This window comes from Gardnerella sp. KA00390 (genome assembly GCF_049244075.1).
GTDB classification, from domain to species: domain Bacteria; phylum Actinomycetota; class Actinomycetes; order Actinomycetales; family Bifidobacteriaceae; genus Bifidobacterium; species Bifidobacterium vaginale.
In genome coordinates, this window is sequence record NZ_CP058372.1 from 1577248 (window position 1) to 1594020 (window position 16773).

The 16773-nt window shown below is 41.1% G+C and carries 11 protein-coding genes and 1 pseudogene; all 12 read right to left on the reverse strand.

What is annotated here, in order from left to right; all coding sequences use genetic code 11:
* Positions 1 to 7: 7 nt before the first annotated feature.
* Positions 8 to 1297 carry an ABC transporter permease gene (locus HXT53_RS06245; protein ID WP_004114238.1) on the reverse strand — a complete coding sequence of 430 codons (1290 nt, stop codon included), beginning with the start codon at positions 1295 to 1297 and terminating at the stop codon, positions 8 to 10.
* Positions 1287 to 2659, reverse strand: a pseudogene (locus tag HXT53_RS06250) (ABC transporter permease). The gene HXT53_RS06245 and the pseudogene HXT53_RS06250 overlap by 11 nt, the downstream one beginning before the upstream one ends.
* A 12-nt stretch (positions 2660 to 2671) precedes the next feature.
* Positions 2672 to 3943, reverse strand: coding sequence for a Fe-S-containing protein (locus tag HXT53_RS06255; RefSeq protein ID WP_421780214.1), 1272 nt, complete (start codon positions 3941 to 3943; stop codon positions 2672 to 2674).
* 114 nt (positions 3944 to 4057) lie between these two features.
* Positions 4058 to 4690 carry an iron transporter gene (locus tag HXT53_RS06260; RefSeq protein WP_004116196.1) on the reverse strand — a complete coding sequence of 211 codons (633 nt, stop codon included), beginning with the start codon at positions 4688 to 4690 and terminating at the stop codon, positions 4058 to 4060.
* A 72-nt stretch (positions 4691 to 4762) separates the two neighbouring features.
* The gene (locus HXT53_RS06265; RefSeq protein ID WP_285064377.1) at positions 4763 to 6499 is read right to left on the reverse strand and encodes an FTR1 family iron permease; all 1737 of its coding nucleotides are present in this window, start codon (positions 6497 to 6499) and stop codon (positions 4763 to 4765) included.
* 244 nt (positions 6500 to 6743) lie between these two features.
* The gene (locus HXT53_RS06270; RefSeq protein ID WP_421780218.1) at positions 6744 to 10031 is read right to left on the reverse strand and encodes a type I restriction endonuclease subunit R; all 3288 of its coding nucleotides are present in this window, start codon (positions 10029 to 10031) and stop codon (positions 6744 to 6746) included.
* A 54-nt stretch (positions 10032 to 10085) separates the two neighbouring features.
* On the reverse strand, positions 10086 to 11039 hold the full coding sequence (locus HXT53_RS06275; RefSeq protein ID WP_101887738.1) for an Abi family protein: 954 nt from the start codon (positions 11037 to 11039) through the stop codon (positions 10086 to 10088).
* A 111-nt stretch (positions 11040 to 11150) separates the two neighbouring features.
* The gene (locus tag HXT53_RS06280; RefSeq protein ID WP_174142947.1) at positions 11151 to 12377 is read right to left on the reverse strand and encodes a restriction endonuclease subunit S; all 1227 of its coding nucleotides are present in this window, start codon (positions 12375 to 12377) and stop codon (positions 11151 to 11153) included.
* Positions 12374 to 13978 (reverse strand): type I restriction-modification system subunit M, encoded by a 1605-nt coding sequence (locus tag HXT53_RS06285; RefSeq protein WP_174190918.1) that lies wholly within the window; start codon positions 13976 to 13978, stop codon positions 12374 to 12376. The genes HXT53_RS06280 and HXT53_RS06285 overlap by 4 nt, the downstream gene beginning before the upstream one ends.
* Before the next feature lie 456 nt (positions 13979 to 14434).
* Positions 14435 to 15199: an ABC transporter permease gene (locus tag HXT53_RS06290; protein ID WP_004114222.1), complete on the reverse strand. Its 765-nt coding sequence runs from the start codon at positions 15197 to 15199 to the stop codon at positions 14435 to 14437.
* A 13-nt stretch (positions 15200 to 15212) separates the two neighbouring features.
* A complete protein-coding gene (locus HXT53_RS06295) occupies positions 15213 to 15938 on the reverse strand; it encodes an ABC transporter permease (RefSeq protein WP_004114221.1) in 726 nt (241 codons plus the stop codon).
* The gene (locus tag HXT53_RS06300) at positions 15935 to 16699 is read right to left on the reverse strand and encodes an ABC transporter ATP-binding protein (RefSeq protein ID WP_174190919.1); all 765 of its coding nucleotides are present in this window, start codon (positions 16697 to 16699) and stop codon (positions 15935 to 15937) included. The genes HXT53_RS06295 and HXT53_RS06300 overlap by 4 nt, the downstream gene beginning before the upstream one ends.
* Positions 16700 to 16773: the final 74 nt, after the last annotated feature.

The window sequence follows — 16773 nt, forward strand, 5'->3', positions numbered from 1 at the left end:
ATAAAAGCTATTCTTCTCGAAGCACAATCGCAGGGTCTATTTTTGAAGCGCGCAAAACAGGCGGCAACGCAGCAACGCAAGACGCTGCAACGCTAAACACAATAGAAAACACAACCAGCCACCAATTTACGCTCAAATCTCGCGCAAACACCATTGACGCAAGCAATCGCGCAAATCCATACCCCACTGCTGTACCAGCGATTCCGCCAATAAAACCATAAAGCCCAGATTCTGCAGTGAACTCAATGCCAATGCTTTTAGCGCTCGCACCCAAAGCTTTGCGCAAGCCAATCTCATTTCGGCGCTGCTGCACAATCGAAGAAATCGTAGTGCTTACGCCAACCATCATCAACGCAAGAACAACCAGCGAAACAATCCAAAATAGGCTGCGAAGCATAGCAATAATGCCAGTATCTGCCGCCGTAACTTTAGTAACTTGTTGCGCACGAACACGCATAGAAGTCATATCGTTAATGCTGCGCACAACAGCATCTACGTTCGGCGCAGAAGACGAGTAAGCAATCACGTCCGCACCGCGCTTAACGCCTGTAAGCGCACGCAAATCCGCGTTAGTTGCGTAAAGCATGGAATCTTCGGCATCTCCCGTATCTAAAATGCCGCAAACGCGGAAAGTTGTGCCGTGAGTATCCATAATATCTGTGGAAACTCTGCCTTCAACAAGCTTATTTTGAGAAGATTTATCTGTTTGATTATCTGTTTGATTGCCTGCTTGATTACCTTGCGATTTTTGCGCAAGGCTATCCGAATCCGAGGAATTATCGCCAGCGCGATACGCGATTGCAATGCGCGAACCAATCTTCAATCCCATAGCCGAAGCAACATCTCGCCCAACCATAACGTTGCCACTGCTAGGCCAAGCGCCGTCCACGTTCCAATGCTTATTAAGCGACTTAACAGCGGAGACATCCACTCCAGCAAGCACGTACGGAGCCGCATTAATGCGCACATTTTCGTAACGGTAGGTAGCAAATCGCATAGCACCTTTTGCAAGAACCATGTCGTTAGTGTGCAAAACCATTGCGCGATCAATGCCATTTTTCCACTCGCCTGCAAGCGGCGTCACAATAATATTCGCTCCGTATGCGCGCATTTCGTCACTCATTTGTTGAGGAACAACAATGCAGATTGCAGCCAAGCAAAATAGCGTAGCGGCACCAACAAGAGTGGCAACTACTGCCATAAGCGCACGCGACTTTCGGCGAAAAACCGCGCCAAAAAGCATAGTCGCAAACATTGCGCCATTAGAAGTCATACCCGAACCAGATTTAACGCCCATGAAGCACCTCCGCAGGACGCACATGCAAAATAGAGCGAATAGAAGAGCCAGCAGCAGCAAGAACAGTAATCGCAAGAAGCACAAACACCAGCACAAATACCATTGGTCGAAGCGAAATCGCAGAACCAAACACGCTAAATCCAATCACTTGCGCAACGCCAAAGCCTGCAATCATGCCAATAAGCGCACCAGCGCATGCAATAACCGCTGTTTCCATAAGCATTAGCCGCGCAACAGCACCATCGCGCGCACCCAGCGCCTTGAGCAGCGCAAGCTCCCCCGAGCGCTCCGAAATCGCAGCCGCCATAAGATTCGCAACCGCAACAGCCGCCGCAACCAAGCTAAGCGCCGTCATAAGCACCATCACAGCGCGCGTCTTGTTAAGCACGCTGCCTTGCATAGCCGAAACTTGCCGCACTTGCTTTGCAACAGCGTCTGGAATCACTTCTTCAATTTGGTAAGTAATCGAGCTTGGGTAGGCTGTGCAATACCACGTCTCCCACTCTTCTTGGCTAAGCGCCGCTGGATTCTTCGCCGCTTTACGCGCTAAATCGTTTTCTGGCGTAGTCAATGCTTTAACTTCAATCGCCTCAACCATATTTGGCTTGTTTGCAATACGCTGTGCCTGGCTGGAATCCGCGTAAATCGCGTTATTGTCGCTATCTCCAGAATCGTAGATGCCAACAATTTTAAGTGAGATTTGTCTGCCAGAACGAGTTAGTTTTATCGCTGACCAACTTTTAGATTATGACTTTTAGCAAGATTTGTGCCAACAGCGGCCTCGTGCTTAAAATCGCGCGGGAATCTGCCTTCAAGCATCTTCCACCAAGACCGCATTCCTTGCACACCAACAACTGTTGTTTCTCCAGAAGCGAGCGCAAGCTTGCGATTAAACCACGTGCCAACAATTGGGACTACTGAATTAGCAGATTTAGCAGATTCGGCAGAAGAATTTGCTTTAAGATTTGCTTTAAGATTTGCGTAAATCGTTAGTTTTGGCGCAAAATTCGTTATGTTAAACGCCCAAAAAATCATTTTGATTTTTGCAGCATCCGATTCCTTCAAAAAAGCGGTAGATTCTTGACTTTCAGCATCCGCCAAAGTTTGCAAAGTTTGCGAATTACTATAGCCTGACTTTGTGCGAGACGCATACAAGTCGTTCACAACAGCATTCGACTTAGGCTGAACAATAATATTGGACCCGTAAGAGCTAAGCTCCGCGTTAATTTTGTCTCCAACATCGTAAACAACACTAAGCATTGCAACGCTTACACACGCACTCAAGCACACAACAATCGCTATAAGAACTCGCTTTTTAATCTGCCTTGCAAGAGATCGCGCAACCATTCGAATCATAAACATTTGCAAGCACTCCTACTTAAAGTGCGAGCTAAGCACGTCTAAATCGGCTGTGCGAATGGTAATTTTTCCGCCACCAGCCTTGTATGGGAATGGAATCGGGTTGCATCCGCCCTTAAAACCAATAGTCGCCAAATTTATTGCAACATCGCATTTTCGGCATATTATCTTGCCGTCTTTTTCGTAGTAGCCTGCGTCTCCGCAATTTTCGCAAGCATCCAAGCCAACTCCATACGCTCCACCATTTTTCTTGATGATTATAAAGCGCATAACAGTGCCATCTTTAGCTTTGTATTGGAATCTATGCAAGTGGCCATCGCTAATTTGCACAAAGTTGATTGTTGCTACGCCATCATGCAACTCGTACGGTTCTGGCGGCGTAAGCGTTGGCTTAATATTCATAAGAGACACGCCAGCAGTAAGCGTAAGTATTACTACGATTGCAGCCATTAGCGCCGCAAGCGCAGACCTTCTAGACTTGCGCTTAAACGCTCGCTTTGCGCGGATTTGTGCAGAATTTTCTCCAACTACAGGCGTCTTAAAACCAATTACAAAAGAGGCGAATGCAGGAATCAAAAACACGCAAATTTGCGCCATAATCATAAGCGGAGCGTTGTTTATAAGCCAAACAAGAATGCTGAACGAAAAATCGTCTATATACAGCAAAATACTTCCTTGCATAATTTGCAACAAAGACGTTAAATGCTGAATTAGCAAGATTATCATGCTTAGAATAATTGCGATTCTAAAGGCGCCAATACTCGCGGTTGCGCGCAAAGATCGCACCATAAGACTTATGCAAATCGCAGCAGCCGCGCCAAGAATAAATCCTAGCGCGCGAAGAAGCATATCGGAAGTAAACGGAGGTGTGCTGGAGTCAACGAAAATCGTAAGCTGCAAAATCACGTCTGGGAGCGCGTAAAACACTGTAAACGCTAGGCAAAGCGCGCCAATCGCATTGCTTATGTGCAAGGGCAGCGGATTTTTGCGCCATTTTGCAACCGTTTTGCCAGATGCGCCAACACAAACGATTGTGGCAACGTCTAGCGGAACAGCAATGCAGAGCGCTGGAAGATTCACAAAATTGCGCTGATTAATCACCACGCTTGCGCGCAAAAATGCAAAAACAAGCGCCGCAACTGTTCCAAAAATCAAGCCAAAAAGTCGCCAGCGAGAGCTGATTGGCTTATCTCGCCCCTCGCCAACGCTTAGCGTGGCGCTTAATCCCATTGTAAGCAGCGCAAGAGGGAGCAGCCCTGGAAGTACTGTAACGAACAGCCTGAGCATGTCTCCCTCCTTTGCTGTTTATGTGATTATTTGTTATTTATTTATGCATTATGCATTATTTATTTGTTGTTTTTATTTGTAAAAACTACCACTGGAAAAAACACCACTGCAAAACTACCACTGACGTGGAGTGTACTTCCAATCGTCGAATGTAGCGGTAATTGGCTCAGTCCAGAATCGGCCAGTCACACCCGTAGCAGGATCTACGTGAAGCATCCAACCCTTCTTTTCTGGCGATTCAACAGAAAGCACTAACTTGTAGTTTCCAGCCTTATCGAGCTTAACATTTGCGCCGTAGTGAGGACCGTCGGAAGCGTTCATTTGCATAAACGTTCCCTTTACAACAGCTTCACCGCTCGCCTTATCAATAATTTGATAATTCACAGTCAAATCTGGAATAAACTCGCCCTTGCCGTAGCCAAGCTTTGTACCTTCCTTGTTTGCGTGAATATCTGCCTCAAGATGGAAGCTTGCCTCGCTTGCCTTTAAGCCCATGCCTGCTGGGACCATGTCAACTGGCTGGAAGTACACGGCGCCAATCGTAAGTGGGCCAATGTTCTGGTCTTGGTTAGGTCCAACTGGAACCTCTTCAAAGCCTTTGTCTCCGCCCTTATCGTCGGCCTTCTGCTCAGATGCTTGTGGCTTTGCAGCAGATTTTGCCGCGTTTCCGTTTGCACCGCAACCAGTGAGTGTTAGCATTCCTGCCAGCGCTAAGGCTGCAATTGCCATCATCTTTTTGTTCTTCATATCTAACCTTTTCTGTTAGTTAATTATCTGTTTATTATTGCTTGATTTTTAGTTTTGATTTTTAGTTTTGACTTATCCGCGAACGGTTGCTTGCGACTTGTGTGTGCGCAAAATAGACACGCATAACAGTGCAATAACCACGATTGCAGCTACGACTTGCGCCGAAATCGTTTCAACGTACGGATAGAATCCAAGCCAATCGTTAGTTGGCAAGCCTTGAATATAAACTCCAGCGAGCGCATCACCCTCTATGAGCGCATGCACGCCTCCACCAGCAAAAATCACCACTAAAATGCACATAAGCGCGCTGGTTCCTGTAAAGAATGGACGAATTGGTATGCGAACGGATGCAAAGCGAATCAGCAGGAAGATTACAACCAAAACAGCGGCTGCGGATACAAACCCGCCCCAGATCATGGAGTCTGCTCCACTTGATACAGCAAAAATCGCTTGATAGAAGATTACAGTTTCTGCACCTTCGCGAAACACTGCTAAGAAGCTTAGCAGCGCTAGAGAAATCAGGCTTCCTTTAGAAACTGCTGCTGTCGTTTGGTTGCGAATATACTCGTTCCAAGCTTGCACAGAAGATCTTGAAATCATCCAATTGCTTGTGTACAGCAGCATAAGCATTGCAAACAGGGCTACAACGCCTTCCGTAATCTCTTGCTGCGGACCAGAACCGTTAAATAACAATCCAAAAAGCGCAGCAACAATAAGCGAAGCTATGATTCCTGCAACAAGCCCCATGTAAATGTACTTAACCATGCTCTTGTGCCCAGATTTAATAAGATACGCGATTATTGCAGCCACAACCAGCAGCGCTTCCAACCCTTCGCGCAACAAGATTATAAAAGCCTGCCCAAAGGAGCTTGTTATAAATTGCATAAACGGGTTGGCGTTAGATGCCGCTCCGCCGTCTAGTTTTGCTGCATCTTCAATAAGCATTGACTTAAGATCTGTCACGAACTTTTTTGTTTGCTCAAATGTTTTGCCATTGTTCATAGCCTGCCTGCACTCTTTGAACTGGTATTCAACAGTGCTTACCCGGCTTCCGCTTATTGCGTTCATCACGTTCTTCTCAAAACCGAGCTTTTCGTAATATTGGTAGTAGGCTTCGTTTACTAAATCAACAGCTTTGGCAACTTCTTGCTTGTTTCCTTTTGCTGCTTTGTACGTTGATGCAGATTTATCGAGTATAACGTTCATTTCGCGCGCAACTTGGCTCCAAGTTCTGCCATTTCGCCCAAGATTTTTCTTTTTTGCTGCATCGAGCTTTTTACGCTCTTTTGCGATTTGCGCGCGCAATTTGGATGCATAAACATTCGGCTTATCTAGCTGCGTGTTTGCATCGAGTTGAGAAGCGGTTTGCGCAATATCTCTTTCCAGAGTAGATGCCACTTCACTAATCTGTGCGCTTTGATTTTGTTGATATACCAAAGTTTGCAGTTGCTGGAACTGGTCACTTTGCGACTGCACCTTATCTTGACCAATTGTGTCTCGAACAACGGTTATGAAATTGGATGCTACGTATACCGAATTGTATGCAGCTTGGAATCTGGTTGCAGCGCCTGCCATGTTTGCACTATTGTATTCGTTTTTACCTTGTTCTATTTGGCTTGTAACTGCTGAAGAAACTTCTGACCAACTGTTATAGGTTTTGTCAGCGTCAGTTGCGTAGGCTATTGTTGGCTCTCCAACTAATCCTACTAATCCGACTACTCCCATTGCACAACTTATTAAAATGCATATTGACAACAAAAATGCCGATGCGCTCGCAACTTTTTGGCGCGCTTTTGCACACGCGTGCATAATGTCTCCATATCTCCTTTGGCTCTATCCCCATCGAGCGCACACAATTTTTCTATTTTCGTTTAGTTTTAATCGTTCAAATTTTTTGGCGGCTTTTGCACGGTTTGTATTTCCGTTTTTATTCTGTTTAAAGTCGCTTCGCAAGTAACCCCATGAACATAATATCGATATATCAAGTAGATTGATATAGTTAGACGCAAAAAACACGCAAATATTATAAAAATGATATTGATAATGATAATTATCAATCTTTTTGCGAATCGTATTGAGAAAAGCTAATAAGTCCAACAAACTCATTAAACATGTTTCTCATACTTTCTACAATGCGACTTTTCTTTTCAGCGCGCGCAATCGCCGCAGCGCCAAATCTGCTCATTCTAGGCATTAAATCATTAATGTCTGTGCCAAGCTCACTCACTTCGCCAGCGCTAAAAGATTTCTCCATAAACTTGCGAGTCAAAGCATCGTTTAATCCTTCGCTTTGCACAAGTTGCGCCAAATCATGATTATACTTTTGCTCAACATACTCGCTCCAGCAATCAACAATACTCAACTTGTTGCCGTTAGAATCGTAAACAGTAATGTTACCTTCAGAATCCACAAGCTTATCAAGCTCCTTCTCGTTAAGCTGCGCAATAAACCCTTCAATAAGCTTCTTTTTACTACGCAACTGCGGGCTAGCGTCAACTGCCACCCTAATAGAAGCAAGAACATTTTTATCTTTACAATGCTTGCTATGGTAGCGTTCTACTAACATCAAAATGTAGTCAATATTTACTTCTACTTGGCGCACAAGCTCCATCTCAAACACAACATCGTCCGTAATGTTTGCAATATCGCCTTTTTGCTCTTTGCGCTTCCACTCTTCATGCAAATCCTGGTAATGCCCCAAGTAATCTTGCATATCGCGCTCTTTGATTATCTCGTTGCCTTCAAATTGATCGAAAGCTTTCAGCATGTTACGCAAGCGCAAAATATTACCAAAAAGCGATATAAACTTTTTCTGATTCTCTTCTCCAACAATGTTGAATCCTTGTAGTGGATACTTTTCCATAAGCTCATTTACTAAATCACTGTATCCGCAACGCTCAATTCCTTTAGCGTCAACGTAACCGTTGTAAATCTGCTCAAACGTAGGACAAAGCACAATACCTTGCGCATCTTTATCTCCAAAAAGACTTACCGCTTCGTCAACTCTATAACTCAAATCCCTAAAGCACACAATGTTTCCAAATGTTTTAACGGAATTTAAGATTCGATTTGTGCGCGAAAACGCCTGAATAAGCCCATGCATGCGAAGATTTTTATCCACCCAAAGCGTGTTCAAAGTTGTTGCATCAAAACCAGTTAGAAACATGTTGACTACAATCAAAACGTCAATTTCCTTATTTTTCATACGAATTGAAACGTCTTTGTAATAGTTTTGGAATTTGTTATTTGACGCATCATACGCAGTATTAAACATTTCGTTATAGTCTTTTATTGCGCTTTCCAAGAATTCTTGCGAATTTGCGTCTAGATTTGCCGTGCTTTCTGAATTTTCTTCTCCAAGAGAGCCCATGCCGTTGGCGTACGCCGAAGAATCTGACTCACCCTCGTTTACTGCATAGCTAAAAATGGTTACTACTTTTAAGCGTTCGCTTGGAGGCAGATTTTGCTGCTGCTTTTTGAACTCGTTGTAATACAATTTTGCAAGAGGAATGTCTGCAACAGCAAAGATTGAATTAAAGCCGTTTACGTCGACTGCTTCAGAAGATTTTTTAGCCTCTAAAGTATTATGCTTATCTGCTGCAAGTTCTTTAACGTTTAGAATGCGCTTGTACTTGTAAGTTTTCTCGTTGCGATACGTTTTTTGACTAAAATGCTCAATAATGTATTGAACAACATTATGCACGCGATCTTTATGCCTAATTACATCTGGTCGATTAATATCTTTAACCAATTCGTCGGTTGCTTTTTCCAACTCGCTCGATGTTTTTACAGTAGCAACGTATTCCACGCGGAATGGCAACACGTTTTTATCGTTAATCGCGTTAATAATTGTGTACGTGTGCAAGCACGGTCCAAAAGTTTGCTCGGTTGTAGAAAGATGCGTAGCGTCGTAGCCAGCAGCGTTCGCTTCAAAAATTGGCGTGCCAGTAAACCCAAAAAGCAGAGCATTTTTAAAGTGTTTTACAATATCTGCATGCATTCCTCCAAATTGGCTTCTGTGGCATTCGTCAAAAATAAACACTATGCGCTTTTTGTAAATTTCATGACTTGGGTTGTTGCTTATAAATCTACTAAGCTTTTGAATAGTGGTTATAATAAGCCTGCATTCTTCCGTATTGTCTTCTAGCTGTTTTGTAAGCACAGCTGTTGAAGTGTTACTATTTGCGGCTCCTTTTTCAAACGTGTCGTATTCTCTCATTGTTTGATAGTCAAGATCTTTACGGTCTACAACAAACAAAACTTTGTCAACAAGATTATTGCCTTCTGCGTCTTTCAAAGCTTTTACTAGCTGCGATGTTTTGAAGCTGGTTAGCGTTTTGCCAGATCCAGTAGTATGCCAAATATATCCGCCCTTTTGGCGCTCTGCTGCCGGCATTTTGCTTGCATTAGCAAACATGTATTTTACGCGATTCACTATGTTTTCTGCTGCAGTAATCTGGTATGGTCGCATAACCATCAAGCATTTGTCTGCATTAAAAACGCAATATTTTGTAAGAATGTTAAGAATTACGTGCTTTGCAAAGAAGGTTTTAGCAAAATCGCATAAGTCGGAGATTATAGTGTTTTGAGCGTCGGACCAATAATTTGTAAATTCAAAACTGTTACTTGTTGTTGTTTTGCTAGATCCTTTACTTTTCTGCTCGTTGTACGCATTATTGCGAGTTGAGTTGGAGTAATACTTTGTTTCAGTGCCGTTTGAGATTACAAAAATTTGCACGTATCCAAATAGCCCACTTCCAGCCCAAAATGAGTCACGAGCATAACGGTTAATCTGATTGAATGCTTCTCGAATAGGCACGCCTCTGCGCTTTAGCTCAATGTGGACCATTGGCAAGCCGTTTACTAGAACAGTCACATCGTAACGATTGCTACACGCAGGACCATTTGCATCATTATCGCTTGCATTAACAGCATACTGATTGATTACTTGCACAATATTCTTGTGAATATTTTCTTTGTCAATAATAGTAATGTTCTTATCTGTGCCGTCATCTTTTTTGAGTATTTTAACGTTATCTCGCTGAATAGTATCTGTTTTCTTAACTATATCGTCAGTGCTGTTTGCAATATTTTCTTTGAAAAATCTTTCCCACTCGCCATCTGAAAAATGATAGTCGTTGAGCTTTTCGATTTGCACGCGAAGATTTGCTATAAGATCTCTCTCGTTGTGAATGTGAGCGTACTCGTAGCCTTGTGATTGCAAAATGTTAATGAACTCTTCTTCGAGTTGTGCTTCGCTTTGATAGCTGCCGTCATTGCGCGCGCTTGGCGTAAACGTAGACATTACAGTGCTATCTTGATTCTCTAACACGATTTTCATTTTGCTTCCTTCTTTCTTACTCGCATAACGCATTGCATATTCTACAAATTTAAATTATCTCCAATGTAAATGGTTAAATATTCCATTTTTATATTCTTCATTTTTATTCAGAAATTCTTTTATTTCCGTCTCATAATTATGATCGTTTTCTATTTTTGATACTAAATACATTAAATTTACTAATGCTGCAGCAATAGATTTATCCGTATAACCATTTAATAAAGAAGAATTTTTAACATCACGAATTGAGGGAGTCGATATTACAGTTTCCTTATACCATAATCTACAATGATGAGAACACAAATTACGCAAGTAAACTATTGAATGGATTGCTTCAGAAGATTTACGAATTTCTGTTTTTAACCCCATTGAATCAAAAAGTTTTCGCAACACATTAGTATCTTTGTACAAAGAAATCATTCGTGAAATAGTATCAAATGGAAAAGCTTCAACAGCAGCCCATATTGGTATAGGTTGTTTCTTACTCTTGTAATGTTTTATACAAACTTCGTTAGATTTTTCCAGCCATTTATTCATATTAGATAAAAGATTATTTATGCTTATGTTAGATTTTTTAATATACGAATCTGAATTGAGGTATGTATATGCTCCTCCAGAGTTTGCAACGTGATATGCAAATCTAGATCTTAATGTTAACTCTACTTGTGCGGTACCTTTAAGAATAATTGTTCGCAATTCTTCATCCATTTTGTATGGCACAAGAAAATCAACATCTTTGCTACCTGGCTTAAACTGATTATTGCCAGAAGAAGGATCGATTTGAAACACTCGAAAATATCCAGACAATCTATAGTAGTTGCAGTCATACAGCATACTTTTTAAATTATTTTCATCAGTGACTACTAATTCTCGAGTTTTCATGAGTTGAATCATATCGTCAATAGATTTTGGAGGCTTTGAATTAGCTGAAAAACAAGAAGAACCCCCAGGTTTGAGCACTGTTAGTAGGCTTAGGGGGCTGCTGTTATCGTCAATTTTATCAGACATCTCTTACCTCCTCAATATCTTCGGCGAGTCTCACTAGAAATGTAATTTATGTAAATTCTAATACTAAATACGCGTTTATAGTTTGTTTTACATAAATTGTGCATAACTAAATTACGCACGCTTGAAGGTTAGGAGTTGATCGCGATAGTACTCGTATTGCTTGCGTCTAGCTTCGATTTCTGCAGGCAATCCTTGAGTTAAATCATTGCACAACGCGTCAAAGCGATCCAGAATTTGTACGATTTGATTCTGTACCTCTAGAGGTGGTACGGGGATTGTTACATTTAACAAATCAGATGGAGTGATTTCAATTACCTTAGTACCATGAGCGAGTTTCCTTTTCTGCAAAAAGAACATTGATGAATGAAAATAATAAACTAAATATTTTGCATTTTGATTATGCCTAATAATTGCAGAATGTCCGCTGACCGCAGCATCTTCTTCACCAAACCAAGCTACGCATTTACAAACATCCTCAATATTTTCACTTGTTACAGCCATTACTATATTGTTTTTATGCGCAAATTTTTGTTTACTTGCACATTCACTATCTATGAATGTATAAGATTTACTAGCAAACAAACCATATTTCGTATAAATTTGACCATAATGTATACATGGTATTCCGTGCTCACAAAAATCTTTTTTCTGTAAATTTCCACCCCTATCTATAGAGGCAATATCGCCAATTTTCTTGTACTCCACACCGTTTGGGCAGTAGCACGAGATAAGCGAGTGTAGGGGATTATTATCGTCAAACGTAAGCAAGGTATCTCGATAGTATTCGTATTGCTTTTTACGAGCTGTAAGCTCTGCTGTAAGCTCTGCTGTAAGCTCTGTAAACGTGTCTAAAATCTGCACAATCTCCGCTTGAACCTCAAGCGGCGGCACTGGAATTTCAAAATCTTCTGTTACATGTAAAGAGATTTGCGGCAACGATCCCATTCCAGAAGCTGTATCACGAAAATATTGAATGTTGTTTTTTAATAAGTAATACAAGAATTTTACACTAATTTGACTATCTGAAGTATAAGCCCACATCTCATTTTTGAAGGTAAATGGTTTATCATAATAAACAGCATCAATAACACCTCGAGATTGCACTAAAACTGCTGGAACTCTCGTAATATTTGCTTTAGGTATGTCTGATTCATGAGCATTAATAACAGTTTTACCGCCAGCAAATATCCTAACTTCACCATCTTCAGAAGCTATTTCTTTCATCTTACTTGCAGTAATCGGTGTACCTTTAATACGAAGATATACATCCTTAATTTTCTTGTACTCCACACCATTCGGGCAAAGTTCAGCGATTAAATCCTCAAGCCTGCTAGTCATTGAGTCACCTCGCTATTATCGAAGTTAACGCTGCCAGCTTCAATCTCCCTTACAATCTTCTCAATTTGTTCGCGCAACTCTTGCTCGCGAGCGCAAATCGTTTTTAATTGCGTATTAAGCTCTGTAATATCAATCTTTTCGCGAGTATCTTCCGCTTCAACATATGTGGAAACGGAAAGATTGTACTTATTTGACTCCACTTCTTCCAAAGACGCAACGTGCGCAATATGCTCCACATCTTGCCTAGAAGTGTACCACTTAACAATTTGCTCAATGTTCTCGCAAGAAAGCTTGTTGCTATTCGTTGACTTTACAAACTCTTGGCTGGCATCAACAAACAATATTGAAGTATCGTTTTGCTTGTTTTTGCGCAAAACCATAATGCACGTAGCAATCGAAGTGCCAAAGAACAAGTTGCTTGGAAGTTGAATCACGCAATCAACAGCATTATGTTCAATTAAATATTGGCGAATCTTTTGCTCAGCTCCACCTCTATACATAATTCCTGGGAAGCAAACAATTGCAGCAGCACCATTTTCTGCCAGATGCGCCAAGCAGTGCAAAACAAACGCCATATCTGCCTTGCTTTTTGGAGCAAGCACGCCAGCTGGAGCAAAACGAGGATCGTTAATCATCAACGGATTAGAATCCCCTTCCCAACTCGTGGAATAAGGCGGATTAGAAACAACTAGCTCAAACTTTTTATTAGCATCGATTTGCGGATTTATAAGAGTATCGCCGCAAGTAATCTCAAACTTGTTAAAATTCACATCGTGCAAAAACATGTTCATGCGACACAAGTTGTAGCTAGTAACGTTCTTTTCCTGACCGTAAAAACCGCCATTAATATTTTCAATGCCTAGCACTTTTTTGGCTTTTAGCAGAAGCGACCCGGATCCGCATGCTGGGTCGTATACGTCTGAAATGCTTGATTTTCCAACTGTTCCAAGGCGCGTGAGCAGCATTGAGACTTCTGCAGGCGTAAAGTATTCGCCGCCAGACTTGCCAGCATTAGAAGCGTACAAGCCCATCAAATACTCGTAAGCGTCACCAAAAGCCTCAATAGAACTGTCGGTTACACTGCCAAGCCTCATCTCACTAATCACTTGCAATAACCTCACAAAACGCTTATTTCTGCCTTCAACAGTATCTGCAAGCTTAATATTATTCACATCGTAATCGGAGAATAATCCCTTAAAATCACCAGACGAATCAGTTCCTTGAGACGACGCTTCAATATTGCGGAACACGCGGCTCAACGTTTCGTTTAAATCACTATCTTGAGGAGCACGCTTCAACACATTGCAAAACAGTTCGCTAGGAAGTATAAAGAAACCTTTAGCCGAGATCATTTCGCTGCGAATAGGCTCGGCATCTTCATCGCTTATTTTTGCATAATCAAAATCTGGATCGCCGCCTTCAGATTCATGCTCGTTTTTATTGATATAATCGCATAAATTCTCGGAAATATAGCGATAAAACATTGTGCACAACACGTATGCTTTGAAGTCCCAGCCATCAACAGAACCTCGCAAATCGTCGGCAATCTTCCAAATCGTGCGATGCAATTCCGCGCGTTCTTCTTCTTTGCGAGTGTCCATCCTACTGCTCCCTATTCGTGCAATTCGTGCAAGCGTATGCGCAATATTAAATAAGCTAATTAAACAAGCGCAATATTACGCAATATTACGCAATAATTAAATAAGCGTTCTTTAATATTCTACTGTAAACGCGCACAATCAGCAGCGATAGTATTCGTATTGCTTGCAACGAGATTTTATCTCGGGAAATAACCCCCTTTGGACTATAACCCCGGAATCGTCTTTGTGTTGGCGTTTGTTGTGCGTGTGGGGGTTTTGAGTGTTGAATGTGTTGCTTTCGGTTTTGTTTGCTACTAGGGGCATTCAAAACCGAAAGCTTTTTGTTTTTGTTCTATTTGTTTCCATACTGCGTTTTGAACGTTTTACGCGTTTTGTGTATAGCTAAAAACTTATACGCGATTTTGCAAGTCACATCTGCATTTGTTATTTCACTGCATTGTTATTTAGTACCCCTTGTTATCTCATCTCTTTTTTGCCAAATTGTGTTATTGCAATCAAAAATACAAACACAGATATTGCAATTGCACATGGCAAAAATGGTATAAGATTAAATCCGTTTCCTAATCCTGTTGATGTAACTGCATGTAGAGAGCGGGAAACCATATATCCGCTGTAACAATAAGGATAAACTACCCAAAGTGGAGTATTTGCTATTAATACGCCAGGAATTACAAGAAGTATATTTAATCCAACGGATAACATTGACTTTTCAAAAAGAACAGTAATCGCCCACATGACTATTACGCTTGGAATCATAGTCAAAAACAGATCTAAACACCATTTTAGTAGATACATAATTGGGAGCGTTTCTGTAACTCCTGTGCTACTGGTTGCAAACAATCCTGCTATGACGAATACAGCAAAAAATACGACCATTTCCATAAGCAAATAAAATAATAGTACGCAAAATTTTGCAGCAGAAATCGCGTATCGACTAACAGGCAGTGCCAGCATTTTTAGTATTCCGTTATTGCTCGTTTCTCGTCCGGCAATCATCACGCAAATAACAATCATACTAAGAGGAAGCAAATAGTATGAATAGACTAATGCGCTTTGAATAAACATAGCAGCCCATGCGTGTGTATATTCTGGAGTGAAGTATCTATGAAGGCTTGCTACACCAGATCCAACCACAATTAGTGGTGCAATAAAAATCAAAGGAATAATTTTACTACGCTTTACTTTCTTAAATTCGATTCTAAGAAGTTCAAAAAATCTCATTTTCATAATCTCCTTATTCGTAGTGCAGCTTCTTAGCTGCCCACAATCCAGAACATAAAAACAGAAGTGTTTCAACTATTGATACGATTACGACCGTAGTATTAGGTTGCGCGCTCATGGCAACTGCTGGTTTTAGCATAACGATAAAAGGTGATGCCATAAAAAGCACGATGTCTGACGAAGCCAATGCCATGCCGCTTAAAAATCCTGCTACACCAATTCCAAGCGTTACCCACATGTTTTCAAATCGTGATGATACAAAAATCATAAAGGACAATACGGGCATTGATGTAATAAATGAATATGCAGCAAAAGATATAAGAGTACTTACATTAAACGTGCCTTGTGGCAAATCTGTTACACCGATTTTTGCAAGTGCTAAATTTTGTATGCAAATAGCGATTAGTAACAGAACGGTCAGCAGCATAAATTTGCATAGGTACATAGTTGGAACACTCATAGGAAGCATATGCATCTTTTTTACTGCATTTCCCTTAAATTCCATGTTGTAGATAATGCATGCGGCAACTATTATGCCGAACATGTTTAACACCATAATCATGCCGTAAAGCTGTGTAAGAAGAATATCCATAGGAGCTAAAGGCAGATTTAATAATGTACTTTTTCGTACAATGAAATTCACAAAAGCGTAAGCTGCTCCCATAACGCCAATAGCAATCATAAGAGCTATAAAGCCAGTTCTCTTGCATTTTTTGAGTTCGATTACAAGCGTTTTCATAGTCTTGCACTCTGCTTCCTGAGTGTATTGTCTTTATCAATCATGGATAGGAACATATCTTCCAAATTGTCGGCAGCAAAACCAGATCGTAATGCGTATTGTCGTAGTTCATCTAAACTACCTTCAAATAGTAAGTGTCCGTGATTAAGTATTCCAATATCATCTGCAATAAGCTCAATTTCGGATAGCATATGAGAAGAAATAAGAATCGTGCAATCGTAAAAATCTGGAAGCGACTTAATTAGATTTCGGATTTCGTGTATACCAGATGGATCGAGTCCATTTGTTGGCTCATCTAAAATCAAAATAGGTGGTCTACCAAGCAATGCTCCAGCAAGACCAAGCCTTTGTTTCATGCCAAGTGAATATTTTTTTGCAAGACGGTCTCCAAACTCAGAAAGACCTACTAATTCTAATGCGTCATCAACTGCACTCTTAGGTAGTTCTAAAATACGACGTATAATGTCAAGATTTTCTCTACCTGTTAGATTTGCATAGAAAGATGGGGATTCAATAAACGAGCCTATTTCTTTCAAAATAGGTATGCGGTCGGCAGGAAACTGCTTTCCGTCGATTGTAAACACACCTTTTGTTGGAGCCGTAAGCCCTAGGAGCATTTTCATTGTTGTAGATTTTCCAGCTCCATTTGGCCCAAGAAAGCCGTAAATGCTACCTTTGCGAATATGAAGTGAAACATCATTAACAGCAATAAATGACTTATATTTTTTTGTTAAATGTTCTGTTGTAACAATATTGTTCATGGCAATATCTCCTTTCAGGATTTATGATATTGCGTCAACCTTTCTACAACATTCTCTTCACCTTACATCTACCT